Raw genomic sequence first — 17,731 nt, 5'->3', positions numbered from 1 at the left:
AAGATGTAATAAAAAAGGAAAATACGATTAGAAATCAAGTAATTTACTTAAATCGGCTTTAATACTATTCACTTTCTTACTCGCCTTCTCTCCTCGAGAAGCCTCGGATACCAAGTATTCAATAGCTTCTGATAAAGTACAGCCAAGCTCTTGAGCTCGTTCAGAGAGCTTTTCCCAGACTGCGTAGTCTAAATCTATCGACTTCTTCTTAGTATGAGTATGCTCTGCATTAAAATGACGTTTACGTTTCGCTCTAATTGCTTGTTTCAGCTTATTATCAAGGTGCGGATTCATGTGTTCATCAATCCAATTGAGAACTTGTGTGGGCTGATGTTCTAGCTTTTGCAAACCAATAATTGCTGCTTGAGATTCACTGGAATCTTGATAGCGTGTGATGGCTTCTCCATCTTTCCATTTTCGAATTAAATATTGCCACTTCCATCCGCACTCTAAATTTTCAAGTTGTTGATATTTCATTTGTCTTCCCTATAAACACACACAGTGACAGCGTAACCAAAAATCATTGTATTCACAACTTTTTACGTGATTTAAAATCATAGTCTAGCCATATTTTTGTTTATGATAACAGGCTCTCAAATCCATGGATTAATGTATGATTTATCACAATAAGTTAAAGCAATAAAACAGGTATAAGATTACCTTGTTTTTCTATATACTTCCTTACTTCTGACCACCTATAGAATTTTTTATAATGATCAAAGAGTCTTGGCAATCTGCACTACCTAATTTCTCACAATTTGAAGATACCCTTACACACGGAGCCTCTCTCCCTCCTTTATCTTTTTTGGATCTTCAGCCTAGACTTAAATCCAGTATTCTACATTTTCATCATCTTGTGGAGTTTCCCCGCTTTTTATTAATCAACGGGCCGGATAACTATCTTTATCGTCAAGCGATATACCAATCTTACCAGTCGCTCATCAATCTCAATGAAATTCACTCAGTTCCTGTTATTTCGAGCGAAACAATTGAACCAGAAGATTTATTTGGCCTTTATGAGAGTGAAAACGGTGAAATAAAGTATGAGAAACCTGGGCTATTAGATAAAGCGCATGGTGGCTACTTGATTTTATCGGCCAATGCGATTTTAGCGAACCCACGAATTTGGCCAAAATTGAAAGCAGCCATTCTCGGCAATCCATGCTCGGCCATTGCCGCTAATCCTAAGAATGTGGTTAGCCACCTATCTCAGAAACAATATGATATTAAATTAGTGATTATCGGCGACCGGATGCAACTGGGTGATTTAGACCTGTTTGATGCTGACATTCGAACGTCACTGTGTCTTTTTTCAGAAGTGGAATTGGACTATAAAATCGATGCAACGACTTTTGAGCCTTATATTCAATATATTAATGGAATTATCAAAGCGCATCACTTCCCACCTTTAGCGGATAAAGAAGCGTGGGCCTTCTTCCTTACTCAAGGTGCTAGAGAAACCGAAGATCAAAATAGAATGCCTTTATGCCCGATTTGGCACAAAACTTTATTAGCTGAGGCAGCGTTGCTCTCTAAGGGAGAGGCAATTACTCAGCCGCATTTAGCGCAAGCACTGGCGGAACGCAACTATCGACAGTCTTATTTACCAGAAAGAGCACTCGACGATATTCTCGAAGGTCAAGTTATCATCGAGACGCAAGGTGAACAAGTTGGTCAAGTCAATGGCTTAACCGTGATTGAAGTACCAGGACATCCTGTGACTTATGGTGAACCAGCACGTATCTCGTGTGTGATTCATTTTGGCGATGGTGACATTGCCGATGTTGAACGCAAAGCTGAATTGGGCGGTAATTTGCATGCGAAAGGCATGATGATTATGCAAGCCTTCTTAAGTAGTGCGTTAAATCTTGATGAGCCTTTACCATTTGCTGCTTCAATCGTATTTGAACAGTCCTATTCAGAGGTGGATGGTGATAGTGCGTCATTAGCGGAGCTTTGCTCTTTAGTCAGCGCGTTATCCGAGTATCCGATCAATCAACAAATCGCTGTTACTGGAGCTGTAGACCAATTTGGTCGAGTTCAAGCCGTCGGTGGTCTAAATGAGAAGATTGAAGGCTTTTTCCATGTTTGTAAACACCAGGGATTAACGGGCCAACAAGGCGTGATTTTACCTAAATCAAATTTAAAACATTTATCGCTGCAACAATATGTAGTGGACGCAATGAAGGATGAAACTTTCCATTTATGGTCTGTTGAATCTGTTGATGAAGCACTGCCGCTTATACTGGGTAAAGCATTTCGTGGTGATGATGATGAAACTATCTTGAAGAGAATTTCAGAGCGAATTGAACATTTTGATAAGCACGATAGCGTGCCTTGTGGATTTTTGGCTAAGCTCAAAAACCTTTTAAGTAATCACTGATCGGACTTGTTTAGCGTACACCTGTTCTCTAAGATACACAGACTATTTTTGGAGTGATACATAATGCAAAATAAACGTAATTCTTATACTCGTGAAGATCTTTTAGCCTCTAGCCAAGGTGAGCTTTTTGGCCCAGGCCGTCCACAATTACCTGCACCAAACATGTTAATGATGGATCGTATCGTTAATATTACTGACGAAGAAGGAGCTGGTGAATTTGGTAAAGGCATCATTGTCGCAGAGTTAGATATTACTCCTGATCTTTGGTTCTTTGATTGTCACTTTCCAGGTGACCCAGTTATGCCAGGCTGTTTAGGCCTTGATGCGATGTGGCAACTAGTAGGTTTCTTCCTTGGTTGGGTTGGCGGCGAAGGTAAAGGTCGTGCTTTGGGTGTTGGTGAAGTAAAATTCACAGGTCAAATTCTACCAACCGCGAAAAAAGTGACTTATGAAATCAACATGAAGCGTGTTGTAAATCGTCGCTTAGTGATGGGGTTAGCGGATGGACGCGTACTTGTAGACGGTAAAGAAATCTACGTAGCTAAAGACCTTAAAGTCGGTTTGTTCCAAGACACCTCCTCTTTCTAAGAGAAGAAACTAATATAGTATAAATAAGTCAGCGTAATGCTGATTTATTTTATGCCGCACATCTAGTTATAGTGCGTTATAATGTGTAAAAATAAGGCTCATTGAAGAGCCTTACAAAATCATACTTACTTTATTAGACCTGATTGACGATCGTCTCTTGCGTCTCGCCAACCACCTAACCAATTCGACTTAGCATCCGTTTGTTGATATGGACAGTCATCCATCGACCTCCCATTTAGACCTGCTTTATAACCTTGAGATTGAGCTCGTTCTAGGCGGTCGCGTTTCTGTCTCTTCATAGTACAATCCTCTTACTTTGATCATTATACCAATCGAACTTATTATCTGGTTATCCTTGGTTGTTAAAAGGCTTGATAACGGCGTTTAACTTTCCCTTATAAAGGCTTCGTTTATAAAAGAAGTTACTCGTAGAATAACAACTTATCTAAATTAGCCTTGCTCTCACCCTCTTTTTCCTCGGTATTTCTAACCATTTAATCAATGTGATTGGTATTACCAAAAAACGACTATCTTGTGGCAGTTCTGTGACACCACTTATTAAGCATCGATCAAAGCTGAGACTTTCTCAAGGTAAAAAAAAACTGGGGCTCATTTCTGTGAGCCCCAGTTCAATATTACATTTTTGTTTTCCTTCTTCGGAAACTAATTAAGCCTAACATGGTCAGTGCTAAATAGCCTAAGCTACCACCTTGCCTTTCTACATCCGCTTTATCTTCGCCACGGGTTTCAATGTCGGCTGAGGTCGCGCCAGCAATCGGAATCAGTTTCACTGCAACTAATTGCTCATCTTGAGTTCCATTACCACAATAAGCATTATGCGATGTATCATCGTATCCACCATCACAGAAATTGGCTGTGGCCGAGATTACGCCATCATCATTAATGCCTGTTGCACTGACAATCCGATATTGGTTATTTGCCTCAGAATATTCTCCACCATTGGTTAAGTTATCTAACCACCATGATTTATTTTCAAAGAGCGCTAAACGGTCCGCATTACTGGTTGATAAATTCAATGGGTCAATAAAGCCACGTCGACGACGTTGTTTACCATTTACCTCACGACTATCTTCTGCATCGATAGCCCCAACCACTTCATTATAGTTATTGATGGCATTAGCTTCACCACCGGCACCACTAAAGAAGATATCACCAGATAAATATACAGCAGTAGGCGCTGAATCTGCACTGCCTGTCGAAGCATCCGTGTAGAATAAACGATTATTCGCCGCACCATTTTCAGGGTAGCTGCCACTGCGTTTTGCTTCACCAATTGCAATGAGGTTATCATTAATATCTTTGATTAAGCTATTGCTATAAATATAATCATCGCCCTGTTCTACCTCAGCCCCTGAGACGTAAGCGGTTTCCCATTGGTCAGCCTCATCCGGTGAGGTAAAGGTCGATTTAGGATAGAAAATCGCTGCCTGCATCAGATAATTATCATCTTGATCAATAGTATTGAAACCGGCTAATACTGGCTTATTGGCATAAGTCGTCGTCGTTGGTACCGCAGCGGCACGTACACTGCCTTGAGCGGCCGCTTCATTATTGTCAGTATTATTTGCCGTAGTAGTATTAGTCCACCCTGATACACTGACGCCTGAAGTACCATCTGTCGCTGGCCAAACATAGGCTTTTGTGGCAAAAGCAAAGTTCTGGCATTCAGCAAGTAGTTCAGGTTCATCAGTATTGAGACAATTATTGAGATCACCGTAATCATAATCTTTACTGCTATCACCATAGGCAAAAGATGATACTGAGGCAGAACCGACAACATAAGTAGTGTTATTGTAAACAAAAGAGTCATACGCAAAGGTGCGCCCCATACGTTTAACAATAGTTTCGCCATCTTGTTTAGGTAACATGAAGGTGGTGTCGTAAAAACCGCGTTGGCGATAAGTCAATACATAGTTACCGTTAACATCATAATAACCACTGCTTGTAATACCAATGGCCGTTCCATCGGCGAAGACTTTATTGACTACCGTATTGGCAGAATCAGCAACCAGTGTCCCACCTGTTGGAGTTACACTGGTTTCGACTGGAGTTGAAATTTCAGCCCCATCGATAATCCCAATCGCATTACGGCCATTATAACCTTGATAAAACGCCCTACGCTCTTGGCATAAGCCACCCGTTAAGCTGTAGTCACACGAATTTTCATCATTATCAGAATAATCACCAAACCACTTTTTCTGCGCCCAACTGTCGCAAGTAGAGTACCCTAACTGGTTATAACAGTAGCTACGTAAATCGGTATAATCGAGATAAGTAAATGTATTATCAAATTTAAACGGTACTTCATCACGATAAGAAAAGCCTTCATCGCCTTCACGAGTATCGCCACCCAGTTTATAGCTACTCGCACTGCAGCTCGCACTATCAGCAAAGCAACCTAGCGGATCACTTTCTGATGCCGTTGATGAATCATTAATCGTACTTGAATAAACCTTAGTCGCATTCACATTAGAGTCGACGGGTACAATTTGATAAATGGCTGCGTTAGCACTATGAGCCGCTACCAGTGCGGTGGCAATCATAGATAATTTGAATATAGTATTTGGCATTAAATAAACTTCTAATCCGTTAGCCCTGCATTGACTCAAGCTCTTCCCATCGCTCGAATGCAGTCTCTAATTCTTGTTCAGCAGCGTTCAAGCGGTTCAAAATAGCTTGAGTATCCTCACTGCTCTGAGTAAAAAAGTCAGGTTGATTGACTTGGGTCTGTAAATCTTCAATTTCAGTCTCAAGTGATTCTAATACTTGAGGTAACGCATCCAACTCTCGTTGCAGTTTATAAGATAACTTCTTCGGTTTAGTTGCGTTTGGTTGAGTTTTGGGAGTTTCCTCAACCACTTTACTTTCTTTTGCTGGTTTATTGCTCGTTTCAACAGAAGAAACACCGCGTGCCAGCAAGGTTTGTGCTCTTTGTTCCTGGGCATCATGATAGCCACCGACAAATTCTTCGATCTTTCCGTTCCCTTCAAAAATCCAACTTGAAGTTACCGTATTATCAACGAATTGGCGGTCATGGCTAACTAAAAGTAAAGTGCCTTGATAGTTGGCAAGAATTTCTTCCAAAAGTTCCAAAGTTTCGATATCTAAATCGTTGGTTGGTTCATCCAGAATCAATAAATTGTTTGATTTCAAGAACAGACGAGCTAAGAGTAAGCGGTTCTTTTCACCACCCGATAAGGCTTTTACCGGTGTACGTGCCCTTTTCGGTTCAAATAAGAAATCCTGTAAATACCCAAGAGCGTGACGAGTTCGCCCACCAACGGTCACTTCTTGTTTACCATCAGCTAAGTTATCCATCACTGTTTTCTCAGGATCGAGCACTTCTCGATACTGATCAAAATAAGCTACTTCAAGCTTCGTTCCACAGTGCAAACGACCAGAATCGGGCTGTAATTTACCCAGCAATAATTTCAATAAGGTACTCTTACCACATCCATTAGGGCCTATCAATGCAATGCGATCACCGCGCATAATGTTGAAACTGAAATCATCAACGATGGTCTTGCCTTCAATTTGATAATGCAGGTTCTCAGCCTCAAAAATAATTTTGCCAGAGCGATTTGATTCATCAATTTGAATATTCGCTTTACCTTGCACTTCTCGGCGTTCAGAGCGTTCTTCACGTAATTTCTTCAATGCTCGAACTCGCCCTTCATTACGAGTACGACGAGCTTTAATGCCTTGACGAATCCAAACTTCTTCTTGAGCTAATTTTTTGTCAAATTCTGCGTTCTGCATTTCTTCAACACGTAAGGCTTCTTCTTTATCAATTAAATATTGCTCGTAGTTACCTGGGTATGAACTGAGCTTACCGCGGTCAAGATCGAGAATACGTGTCGCCATTGACTGAATGAATGCACGGTCATGGGAAATAAAGACAATCGAACCACGGAAGTCTTTTAAAAAGTTCTCTAACCATTCAATTGTGGTCACATCCAGGTGGTTGGTTGGCTCATCCAGTAATAAGACATCCGGATCACACACTAATGCACGAGCTAAAGCCGCTTTACGTTGCCAACCACCAGACAAGCTGGTTAACAAGGTATGCTCGTCCAAAGATAATGAGGTCAGAATGTTTTTAATTCTATCTTCTAAACGCCAAGCATCATTGTGATCCAGTTGCTCTTGAATCTTAGATAAACGGTTGATGTTTTTCTCTGAAGGGTCTTCTGCCATGATATCCAATTGATGTTGGTAGGCTTTTAAAAGCTCACCGACTTCTGCTAGACCTTCAGCGACGTAATCATAAACGGTCCCTTGAGCATTTCTTGGTGGATCTTGCTCTAGCCGTGAAACCACCACATCTTGTTCGATTTGAATTTTACCGTCATCCATAATGATTTCGCCAGCAAGGACTTTCATCATGGTTGATTTACCAGCGCCGTTGCGCCCCACTAAACAAACACGTTCATTTTGTTGTAGAGCAAAATCCGCTTTGTCTAATAAAGGATGATCGCCAAAAGCTAACTGGCCGTTATGGATAGTAATTAATGCCATTCTGTTTTAACCACACTTGTAATTCGTCTAAATTAAATGGCCAGAAAAGCTCATTCTCAAGGTTTGAAAATGGCTTTACCCCATCGTTAGTCAACTGTTGTTGAGAATATGCTAACACAGGAATAGTGACACCGTAACGAGAGAATAAAGCATCATCAAAAGCAATATCCACCACTTGAAGCGGCTCTTTTAAATTCAATTGCGAAATTAAGCTATACGCTTGTTCACACAAATGACAACCCGATGTTGAATACAGTGTTAGCATAACAATCCTTGCTACTTTTTATGCGTCACAATCCAACAGTTATGGATATGTTTATTACGCGCAAAATCCAATGGCAGTGTTTGAGAAGAAATATTCTCAACTTGCAACCCTAGTCTCTCTATCCCTTCGAGATCCATTTTGAACAAACGCTTGTTATTAGAAAAAACGACCACCGCATCTTCACGCATTAATCGTTTCAAGTTTTCCATTAACATCAGGTGATCACGTTGAATATCGAACGTTTGTTCCATACGTTTAGAGTTCGAAAACGTCGGTGGATCAATAAAAATCAGATCAAAAGTACGGTCTTCATGTTGTAACCATTGGAGGCAATCTGCTTGTTCAAACTGATGAGATTCGCCCGCAAAGCCATTGAGTTCCATATTACGTTGCGCCCATTGCAGATACGTATTCGACATATCTACCGTGGTGGTAGTCTTCGCACCACCAGCGGCGGCATGAACCGTAGCACTGCCGGTGTAAGCAAATAGATTTAGGAAATCTTTACCTGCCGCCATTTGTCCTAAACGACGACGAGTTAATTTGTGATCCAAGAACAAACCGGTATCTAAATAGTCTTGTAAATTAACCAGTAATTTAACGCCGTATTCATTCACCGTTAAGTACTCAGAATCTTGAGATAGCTTTTGATATTGACGCTTACCCTTTTGTTTTTCACGGGTTTTCAAAATCACTTTATTCGCATCCACATTGAGCACTTGAATGGTAGCGCGAATAATATCGGTTAAGCGACGTTTTGCGATCTCTTCAGGAATGGTTTTTGGTGGCGCGTATTCTTGAATAACCACTTGGTCTAAATATAAATCGATTGCCACGTTGTAATTGGGTAAGTCAGCATCATAGACACGATAACAATCTAATTGCTCACGCTTGGCCCATTTACCTATTTTGGCCAAGTTCTTTTTAAGGCGATTGGCAAAATCAGGAGCAATTTGAGCTTCTTCAAGCTCTGATTGGCGAGGAGTTTCACCATTAGGGTTCACTCGAGCGGTAATTGCATAGTTCTTTTGGTGACAAGGTAACGCACCATTGCTCAATTTATATTGTTTATCCGCACGCATGCGTAAACAACTTAATAACTCTTCACTGGATGAGAAAATCGATGCCTGACTGCCCGCAAATTCTGATTTTAATTGCGCACCGAAAGCCGTGTACAAGGCGATTAGCCCAGGTTCGGTACCTAAACGTTCACCATAAGGAGGGTTACAGATGATCACACCAGCATTAAATGCTTCAGGCTTTTGCAATTTGGCTGCATCACCCAGCTTAAACTGGATCACATTTTCTAAACCCGCACGCTTGGCGTTCTCTTTTGCCGTTTGCAGCACACGACTGTCGTTATCAAAGCCAAAGAATTGATGCTCACCTAAGGCTTTAACACCTTTACGCCCTTGAACACTGGCTTGAGCTTTAATTTCAGCCCAAGTTTCAGCATCAAAATCATATAAAGACTCAAATCCCCACTTCGCACGTTGTATGCCCGGAGCCATATTGGCAGCCATCATAGCCGCTTCAATCAATAAAGTGCCTGAACCACACATTGGGTCCAATAACGGTTGTGAATACTCCCAACCACTACGACTAACAATCGCACACGCTAGAGTTTCACGTAAAGGTGCAGCACCCGCTTTCAAACGATAACCACGTTGATGTAAACCTTGGCCCACCATATCGATACCTAAAATGGCACGATCTCGATGTAAACGAACATGGATACGTAAATCTGGTTGCTCTTTGCTGATATCAGGACGACCGAGATCTTTTTTGGTAAAGCTATCGACAATCGCATCTTTAACTTTCATCGCCCCATATTGGCTATTACGAATCTCTCGGTTTGTCCCATTAAAATCAACAATCAATCGCTTTTTAACCGAGAAATACGCTGACCAGTTAACTGCTGAAGCGGATAAATATAAATCCATATCATCGTTGCAATAAAACTCAGAAAGAATCAGCACAAAACGAGAAGCAAGTCGGCTCCATAAGCAACAACGATAGAGTTGAGCACTTGTTGCAGTAAACCGCACACCCGCTTGTACCGGTTTTGCATCGGTAATTCCTAATTGAGTGAGCTCATCGGCAAGTAAATTTTCAAGACCATTAGAAGTTATCGCTAAATATTGATTCATTATCGCTTTCAGTACAGTAGTAAATGGACGCAAATTATATAACGAAAGCCGTACCTTATGCGACCTCCAACCCCCTCATTCCCACTAAATAACCCACAAATAAGATTAACCGTTCATATATTCACCTTCTCAGCTAAAAACACAGCTTAAATCCATCCACATTTTCACACCCCTAATATGCATGGAAATCATAACCAAAAAACAAGCCATACACGCATAGTGAGTACTTATTCACTTTAAAATTCACCTCAGATTGGTATATACCAGCACACTATTTACAATGTAAATTAATTACAGAAACTGGGAAAAGGAGGAATAAAGTGTATTAAAGGTGGGAAATATGCCCTCTTATGAGAAAAAAACAGGCACAATTTTGGCTAAAATATAATTAATTAATGTTTGTTTTTTGCTCTAGGTCTGATTTTTTATGAAAGGATAAATGGCAATAAAAGGTAAGAATTGGCATTAAAGTGAAGAATTAGCCCACCATGATAGGCTTAAGCGATTTATAAAAGGCAAAAAAAAGCCGGCACTGAGGCCGACCGAATGAACAACAAGGAACGAAATATTGATGGATTAGGCTTATTACCCAACCATTTATCCAACCATGGCATAAGTTTCAAAGTTGGTGTGTAGGTTTGCTTTAGCGAATCTGTCATGCATCACTTTAATTGGCTCACCAAATTTAAGTACTTTTGTCTCTGTAAGACTGAAATCTCGCAAAGAAACAGAGACACAAATACTCGCAGCTTCACCAACTTCAACCACCATAAAATGCCCTTCTGAGTAGCAATTTCTTAGGTGGACAATCTCGCCTTCTTCAGGAGTGAAATCCCCTCCCTGAGACGAAAAGAACCAGCTTTTAGGCTGTACAGGCTTATGAAAGCGTCTTGCCGCTACGCTGTTTAAGGCCAGTTCGGCTTTTCTTGGTTCTGATAAGGGTAAGCCCTCAACTTGTTGACGAAATTTATGGTAGCTCGATGCGTCATCAACAGAAAACTCATTATCTTGAAATGCACTGTTAATAAGCAGTTTTTGAGAAATATTTACGCTGAAAACCATGTCCCGCCCAAGCTCCAGCATAAGGGACTTGTTGGTCTCATTGTAATACCATCTCCATGTATCACTCGGTTTAAGCATTGTTCCAGCCTCTCAAAAATAAAGCGAAATAGACACTTCACTTCTCGTCTATCCGTTAAGATGTTCTTTGATTGTACAAACGGACAAATAAAAAAAAAGAGGAAAAATTAATTCCTCTTTTCATGCTGAAACCGATTTATCATCAAAATGAATACTTGATTTCTAAATGTTTTTTACTATTTCTTTTACTAAGCTTGGGCCTTTGTATATGAAACCAGAAAAGACTTGTACCAGTTTCGCACCCGCTAACATTTTTTCTTTGGCGGCAATATAAGAGTCAATACCACCTACCCCAATGATTGGCACTTCTTCGCCTAGTTCTTTATAAAGCTGGCGGATCACTTCGGTACTTCTTGATTGCACTGGGCGACCACTTAATCCCCCCGCTTCCGATGAGTTCTTCATCCCATCGACCAAAGTACGATCTAATGTAGTATTGGTCGCAATCACAGCATCGATCTTATATTGCTTTAACGAGTCACAAATTTGCTTCAATTCTTCATCCGTCAGATCCGGAGCAATTTTAAGCGCCAATGGAACGTACTTATCATATTGTTTGGTTAATTCGGCTTGTTTGCTTTTTAATGCCGATAATAGCTCATCTAAAGCTTCACCATATTGTAGTGTTCTCAGCCCTGGGGTATTTGGAGAAGATATATTTGCGGCAATGTAACCTGCATAAGGATAAACTTTTTCCATACAGATCAAATAATCTTCAGTACCCTTTTCAATTGGCGTATCTTTGTTTTTACCAATATTAATACCTAGGATGCCATCAAAGCTTGATTTCTTAACATTTTCAATCAGTTCATCAACACCTTCATTGTTGAATCCCATGCGGTTGATGATCCCTTCCGCTTCAACAATACGGAAACAACGCGGCTTCTCATTACCCGGTTGCGGACGAGGTGTTACTGTGCCAATTTCTAGAAAGCCAAATCCCATTGCACCAAACGCATCAATGCATTCGCCATTTTTATCCATTCCAGCGGCTAAGCCAACAGGGTTTTTAAAGGTTAACCCCATCACTTCAACAGAGCGAATGGGTAAATTTTGACGAAAGAATAAGTCTAAAGGTGTGCCATTGAATCTTTTTAAATTTTTAATTGCCATTTCATGTGCCGTTTCAGCACTCAATTTAAACAAGCCAGCTCTGGCTATACGATAAAGCATACCTTCCTCCAAATCAGAACAAAAAAGCCCCAGAAAATCCGGGGCGAAGTATACCTTTGTTATCCTTGTTATACCAGTTGCAATCATTTGCAACCAATAAAACTCAATAATAACAAAATATTAAGATATCACTGATTTGCTGCACAATTTAAATTCAGCAACATCAGTTCACGTAATGCAACAGAGAATTTAGCAAACTCATGCGCATTTCCGACTTTAAACTCATTGAGAATACTTTCCCAACGATCAATCGATACTTGATTGGTTGCGATCCATTCCTCAAGTATCGAAACCACATTAGAAACGTCTGCTTCTTGTGATGAACAATTTAAGACTTGCAAGGTAAGCTGACGTTGCTGCCAATCCAGATCTTCACGGAATGTCGCTCTGGCCAGCGCTTGCCAATGATTATCAATCGGCTGGTTATTAATTTGATTTAAGAACCAATGTAAGGACAGTTTATCCCCTAACGTAAAGTATAAAGTGGCGGTGTGTTCAATCGTCATCTTAGATTCAGCTGCCACTGCCGATATATCTAGCGCCGAATACAAGCTCGTTAATCTTGCAATCGTATTGGCGAGCGGCTTATCTACCCCTTGCTTAATCCAAGCTTGTGCAAGTTGATTATGCTCTTTTACTTCAGATTCAACTAAATAATGATCTACATGCTGCTTAATATGATTTATATCCGATTGGAAATACTCAATAATGTCGGTGATATTGCGCTTAACCATACGATTTCTGAGCAACCAACGTGAAGAACGACGAAGTAAGCGTCGAACACACATCATTAATTCATATTGCACTTCAGCTGTTGCAACATTATCCAAGGCACGAATGTGTTCAAACAATGTCTCAGCATCGAAAATAACTCGTGCCGCAACATAAGCCTTCGTAATATCGATCACTGTTGAACCTGTTTCATCTTGCAGGCGAGAAACAAAGTTGCCCCCCATCTCATTCACCATTTGATTTGCCAAAGACGTCGCAATAATCTCTTGACTCAATGGGTGAATCGGCATCTTATCTTCATAGTGACAGCGTAACTTTGAAGGGAAGTATTTGACTAATAAATGGGCATTATAAGCATCATTTGCAACGTCATCACAAGCCAATTGCTCTTTAAGCACCATTTTTGAATACGCAATCAAAACCGATAGTTCAGGTCGAGTTAACCCTTGACCATGCTTCTCCCTTTCTAATAAGGTTTCATCATCTGGAATGTACTCTAAGGCTCGATCTAACTTGCCCATTTTTTCTAAACTATGAATAAATCGAATCTGTTCTTTGACTTGAGCCGTTCCTTGATACTCACTCACTGATATTGACTCAGCCTGACAATAAGCATCCTCTAACACTATCTCAGAGATTTCTTCTTCCATGCTATCGAGTAGTTCATTACGCTGCTTGAGAGTGAGATCACCATTACTCACCAACGTATTTAAGAAGATCTTAATATTGACTTCATTATCAGAACAATCCACCCCACCAACATTATCAACAAAGTCTGTATTAACGCGGCCACCAGACAGAGCATACTCAATACGGCCTCTTTGAGTCATACCTAAGTTGCCACCTTCTCCAACAACTTTCGCTCTCAAATCACAGCCATCGATACGTAGGCTGTCATTAGCCCTATCACCTACATCGGTATGACTTTCACTCGATGCTTTAACATAAGTACCAATGCCACCATTCCATAGCAGGTCCACTTTCATTTTCAGCAATAGTTTGATCAATTCTGTTGGCGTGACCGATTGCTTTTGCGTTCCTAACATTTTTTGAATTTCAGGGGTTAATGAGATCGATTTTGCACGACGAGAAAATACGCCGCCACCCGCTGAGATCAACTTAGGATCGTAATCCTCCCAGCTTGATCTTGGTAAGTTAAATAATCGTTCACGTTCGATCCAACTCTTAGCCGCGTCAGGGTTTGGATCAATAAAAATATGCAAATGATTAAAGGCTGCTTGTAGGCGAGTATGTTTCGATAACAGCATACCGTTCCCAAATACATCGCCAGCCATATCACCAATTGCCACACAGGTGAAATCCGTTGTTTGGCAATTCACGCCCATTTCACGAAAATGACGTTTTACTGATTCCCAACCCCCTTTTGCGGTAATCCCCATCGCTTTATGGTCATAGCCATTCGAGCCACCAGAAGCAAAGGCATCTCCTAACCAAAACTGATATTCAGCCGCGACTGAATTGGCAATATCAGAGAAAGTCGCGGTCCCTTTATCGGCGGCAACCACCAAGTAAGCATCATCTTGATCGTGTCTGACTACATTGTTCGGCGGCACAATCTTTCCTTCGACAATGTTATCGGATACATCCAACAAAGCACGAATAAAGCGTTTATAACAACGTTGACCTTCAGCAAAAATTTCATCACGAGTCGTCAAGTTTTGCTGCTGTTTACAGACAAAGCCACCTTTTGCGCCAACCGGTACAATGACGGTGTTTTTCACTTGCTGTGCTTTAACTAAGCCTAATATTTCAGTGCGGAAATCTTCTTGACGGTCTGACCAACGTAAACCACCACGTGCGACTTTACCTGCGCGTAAATGTACCCCTTCGACATCAGGCGCATAGACAAATATTTCAAACTCAGGTACTGGAGCCGGAATTTCGGGTATTTTTCTTGGCATTAACTTCAAGGCTAACCAAGGTTTAGGATTTCCATTGTCATCAACTTGGTAATAGTTCGTTCTAATCGTAGCTTGAATCATTTCCATATAACGACGAATAATGCGGTCATCATCCAAGCTTTCTACTTTTTCAAGCTGCTCTTTGATTGAAGCGACCAGCTTATCTTCCTGTTTATTTCGCGATTTAATGCTTGGATCAAAGCGTTTTTCAAATAAAGAAACTAATGCTTGTGCTAATTGATAATGATTGGAAAGCGTCTCTTCAATATATTGCTGGCTAAATGGAAAGCTTACTTGACGCATATAACGGGCATAACTTCTTAGAATAGTCACTTCTTTACCAGTCAAACCTGCTGACAAGATCAAACGGTTAAAGCCATCGCTTTCTAATTCCCCATTCCAAATGGCCGCAAAGGCTTGTTGGAATCGCTCACGAGCCTCACGAAGATCCACTTTTTGATCGCCGCGATGCAGCATAGAGAAATCTAAGATCCAATATACGGTACCATCCTCTTTTTCGATCTCATAAGGCGATTCTCCGATCACCCTTAGGCCTAAGTTTTCCAACATCGGCATTACGTCAGAAAGATGGATCGGCTCATCACGGTGATACAGTTTTAAACGCACAGCTTTTGAATCGCTTTTGATTTCTTGAGGTCGGTAAAACAACATTCCAAGTTTATTCTCTTCATTAAGCGCCTCAAGTTGCTCAATGTCAGCAACCGCGGTTCCCCCCGCTAAGGTATCTTCTTTATAAGAACGTGGGAAAGCGGTTTTATATTGCTTGGCTATTTCGGTGCCTTGGTTTTCCCCGAAATGATTGATGATGGATTGAGAAAGGCGATCATCCCAACTTGAAGATGCTTCCATTAAATTCCTCTCGATATTCTTGACGTTAATATCTTGGTTCGTATTGTCCACTCTGACAATGTAATGGGTGCGAGCTAACGGGCTTTCTGAGAAAAAAGTCGTAAATTCAACAGGCTGATTACTGCTGAAATACTCTTTAAATAGTTGCTGAGTTTTGTGGCGTAATTCGGTGTTGTAACGCTCTTTAGTGACATACACCATGCAGCTATAGAAACGACCAAAAGGATCTTTACGCACAAATAATCTTAATAAATCTCGATCTTGCATTTGCACAACGCCCATACCCACTTCAAGTAGTTCTGATTCTTGCGCTTGCAGTAGTTCATCTCTTGGGTAGTTTTCTAAAATATTGTGCAAGACTTTCCATGAATACGATCCCTTTAAGTAACCGCTCGATCCCAAGATCCGTGTTACTTTATCGCGGATCAATGGAATATTACCGACACTTTGGTTATACACGGCCGAGGTATAAAGCCCAATAAAGCGGTGTTCACCGACTACATTGCCTTTTTCATCGAATTTTTTGATACCAACTGAATCGGTATGCGCTGGACGGTGAATCGTAGAGGCTGTACTGCCTTTTGTTAAGATTAATAATTCTGCTTTTCTAGCTTCTTCTTTTGCTGATTCACTCAGTTCCGATAATTTATAACTACGAACTCGCTCAGGTTTAGTAAATAAGCCATAAGCTTGTGATGACGCAGGAACCAGTTCAAAGTCCCCTTTTATTGGGTTTAAGTTAAACTCTTTGTATCCCATGAAAGTAAAGTTATGCGCACCTAGCCAACGTAAAAATGCTAACCCTTCATCCATACGTTGTGCATCAATTGGAATATTTTTCGCGTTACTTTCAATCTCATTAATAACAACCTCTAACTTATTAGACATTGCAGACCAATCTTCTACCACTAACCTGGTATCTTTAAGAACACCAATAAGCTCTTCTTTTAAGTTATCCATGCGAGCTTTTTCATTGACTCGATCAATTTCAATATGAAAAAGTGATTGCATCTCCCCTTCATCATCATTTATTGACACGACCTGCCCTTTATTTCTGTGTATCTGTGTGGGAGCATTCGCCATAAAATGACTGGTAAAGCCTAAACGATTCAGTGCCATCTTTATTGAGTCGACTAAGAAAGCCGAATCCGGCACCACAATTTCTACAACGGTATGAGTTGACTGCCATCCTTGACGTGCCAATGTTGGGTTGAAGACTCGAACGGAAACATCTTTAGGGTCTTTGTCTACGATATGCTGCCATAAACTCACCACAGCACCGTAAAGATCAGACTCATTCCTTGCAAATAAATCATCTTGAGAGACGTTGCTGTATAAATGTTGAGCAAGCTTTTGAACTAAAGACTGTGAACCGTCATCCAGCTTGTCTTGGATTAATTGATAGACCTTTTCAAGCAAAACAGGGGTAATGGTTTCTCTCATTGGCATGGTGATACTCCACGAAATGGATTGTAATTATTATGAATGAATATCTAACGTCATCGAGTTCAAACAGATTCAGAGGCTGAATCATGGGTTGTCTTTAATGTTAGTCAGATAACTCAGTATTGTAAGAGGAGTATTACCGGAAAGTTAAATTATTTCTCAGTATTAAACAGGATAAAAGTCGAGAATGTGATTTGAGTAGTTATTGAAAAATCTAGGTAGGCTGTATTTAGATAGTGATAACTCTATTTCTTATCCTAATAGGTTAATATATTAACTCTGGTTATATTTAACCTCAACTGCGGATAAGAGTGTCACAATAACAAGCCTAGCCTTATGATATATAAAAGATAAAAAATCTATCAGGTACATAGGGTTGATTACTTTCTCTCAATATTGCAATTTGGGATGGCTAACAAGGCAAAATCATAAGTCAATAGCTGGCCTATTGCGTTGATTTTAACGAAGTTAGACGCCCAAAGTGCTGTATTGAGTGACTTCTAGTTATCCGCAGCTGAGGTTA

At 40.6% G+C, this 17,731-nt stretch carries 11 protein-coding genes; 2 read left to right on the top strand and 9 right to left on the bottom strand.

What is annotated here, in order from left to right; all coding sequences use genetic code 11:
* Window positions 1-27: 27 nt before the first annotated feature.
* Entirely contained in the window at window positions 28-477 is a 450-nt protein-coding gene (gene matP / locus VCA1004_RS05710) for a macrodomain Ter protein MatP (protein ID WP_086984356.1), read from the bottom strand.
* 235 nt (window positions 478-712) lie between these two features.
* Between matP and VCA1004_RS05705 the strand changes: the two genes are divergently transcribed.
* Together VCA1004_RS05705 and fabA are read left to right on the top strand one after the other, a co-directional pair.
* Window positions 713-2,383 (top strand): AAA family ATPase, encoded by a 1,671-nt coding sequence (locus tag VCA1004_RS05705; protein ID WP_086984357.1) that lies wholly within the window; start codon window positions 713-715, stop codon window positions 2,381-2,383.
* Window positions 2,384-2,446: 63 nt separating this feature from the next.
* The gene (fabA, locus tag VCA1004_RS05700) at window positions 2,447-2,971 is read left to right on the top strand and encodes a bifunctional 3-hydroxydecanoyl-ACP dehydratase/trans-2-decenoyl-ACP isomerase (RefSeq protein ID WP_086984358.1); all 525 of its coding nucleotides are present in this window, start codon (window positions 2,447-2,449) and stop codon (window positions 2,969-2,971) included.
* Window positions 2,972-3,096: 125 nt separating this feature from the next.
* Here the strand turns inward: fabA and rmf are convergent, their stop codons facing one another.
* The 8 genes from rmf to VCA1004_RS05660 all read right to left on the bottom strand — a co-directional run bounded on the left by rmf (window position 3,097) and on the right by VCA1004_RS05660 (window position 17,211).
* Entirely contained in the window at window positions 3,097-3,270 is a 174-nt protein-coding gene (gene rmf, locus VCA1004_RS05695) for a ribosome modulation factor (RefSeq protein ID WP_086984359.1), read from the bottom strand.
* Window positions 3,271-3,606: 336 nt separating this feature from the next.
* The gene (locus tag VCA1004_RS05690; RefSeq protein WP_086984360.1) at window positions 3,607-5,562 is read right to left on the bottom strand and encodes a DUF3466 family protein; all 1,956 of its coding nucleotides are present in this window, start codon (window positions 5,560-5,562) and stop codon (window positions 3,607-3,609) included.
* Between the two features lie 19 nt (window positions 5,563-5,581).
* Window positions 5,582-7,510 (bottom strand): ABC transporter ATP-binding protein, encoded by a 1,929-nt coding sequence (locus VCA1004_RS05685; protein ID WP_086984361.1) that lies wholly within the window; start codon window positions 7,508-7,510, stop codon window positions 5,582-5,584.
* Window positions 7,488-7,775 carry a glutaredoxin family protein gene (locus VCA1004_RS05680; protein WP_164520832.1) on the bottom strand — a complete coding sequence of 96 codons (288 nt, stop codon included), beginning with the start codon at window positions 7,773-7,775 and terminating at the stop codon, window positions 7,488-7,490. Before VCA1004_RS05680 ends, VCA1004_RS05685 begins: the two co-directional genes overlap by 23 nt.
* An 11-nt stretch (window positions 7,776-7,786) precedes the next feature.
* Window positions 7,787-9,925 carry a bifunctional 23S rRNA (guanine(2069)-N(7))-methyltransferase RlmK/23S rRNA (guanine(2445)-N(2))-methyltransferase RlmL gene (gene rlmKL, locus VCA1004_RS05675; RefSeq protein ID WP_086984363.1) on the bottom strand — a complete coding sequence of 713 codons (2,139 nt, stop codon included), beginning with the start codon at window positions 9,923-9,925 and terminating at the stop codon, window positions 7,787-7,789.
* A 597-nt stretch (window positions 9,926-10,522) separates the two neighbouring features.
* Entirely contained in the window at window positions 10,523-11,065 is a 543-nt protein-coding gene (locus VCA1004_RS05670; protein ID WP_086984364.1) for a cell division protein ZapC, read from the bottom strand.
* Window positions 11,066-11,227: 162 nt separating this feature from the next.
* A complete protein-coding gene (gene pyrD, locus VCA1004_RS05665) occupies window positions 11,228-12,238 on the bottom strand; it encodes a quinone-dependent dihydroorotate dehydrogenase (RefSeq protein WP_086984365.1) in 1,011 nt (336 codons plus the stop codon).
* 128 nt (window positions 12,239-12,366) lie between these two features.
* Window positions 12,367-17,211, bottom strand: coding sequence for an NAD-glutamate dehydrogenase (locus VCA1004_RS05660; RefSeq protein WP_086984366.1), 4,845 nt, complete (start codon window positions 17,209-17,211; stop codon window positions 12,367-12,369).
* Window positions 17,212-17,731: the final 520 nt, after the last annotated feature.

The sequence above is a fragment of the Vibrio aphrogenes genome (genome assembly GCF_002157735.2).
In the GTDB taxonomy this organism is placed as follows: Bacteria; Pseudomonadota; Gammaproteobacteria; order Enterobacterales; family Vibrionaceae; genus Vibrio; species Vibrio aphrogenes.
Note: the sequence above shows the minus strand (reverse complement) of the source record. Positions and strands in the feature narration are given on the sequence as shown.

What these genes read in the sequence shown, in the direction of transcription:
- matP (WP_086984356.1), bottom strand. Translation starts at nt 477, where the DNA reads ATGAAATATCAACAACTTGAAAATTTAGAGTGCGGATGGAAGTGGCAA.
- VCA1004_RS05705 (WP_086984357.1), top strand. Translation starts at nt 713, where the DNA reads ATGATCAAAGAGTCTTGGCAATCTGCACTACCTAATTTCTCACAATTT.
- fabA (WP_086984358.1), top strand. Translation starts at nt 2,447, where the DNA reads ATGCAAAATAAACGTAATTCTTATACTCGTGAAGATCTTTTAGCCTCT.
- rmf (WP_086984359.1), bottom strand. Translation starts at nt 3,270, where the DNA reads ATGAAGAGACAGAAACGCGACCGCCTAGAACGAGCTCAATCTCAAGGT.
- VCA1004_RS05690 (WP_086984360.1), bottom strand. Translation starts at nt 5,562, where the DNA reads ATGCCAAATACTATATTCAAATTATCTATGATTGCCACCGCACTGGTA.
- VCA1004_RS05685 (WP_086984361.1), bottom strand. Translation starts at nt 7,510, where the DNA reads ATGGCATTAATTACTATCCATAACGGCCAGTTAGCTTTTGGCGATCAT.
- VCA1004_RS05680 (WP_164520832.1), bottom strand. Translation starts at nt 7,775, where the DNA reads ATGCTAACACTGTATTCAACATCGGGTTGTCATTTGTGTGAACAAGCG.
- rlmKL (WP_086984363.1), bottom strand. Translation starts at nt 9,925, where the DNA reads ATGAATCAATATTTAGCGATAACTTCTAATGGTCTTGAAAATTTACTT.
- VCA1004_RS05670 (WP_086984364.1), bottom strand. Translation starts at nt 11,065, where the DNA reads ATGCTTAAACCGAGTGATACATGGAGATGGTATTACAATGAGACCAAC.
- pyrD (WP_086984365.1), bottom strand. Translation starts at nt 12,238, where the DNA reads ATGCTTTATCGTATAGCCAGAGCTGGCTTGTTTAAATTGAGTGCTGAA.
- VCA1004_RS05660 (WP_086984366.1), bottom strand. Translation starts at nt 17,211, where the DNA reads ATGCCAATGAGAGAAACCATTACCCCTGTTTTGCTTGAAAAGGTCTAT.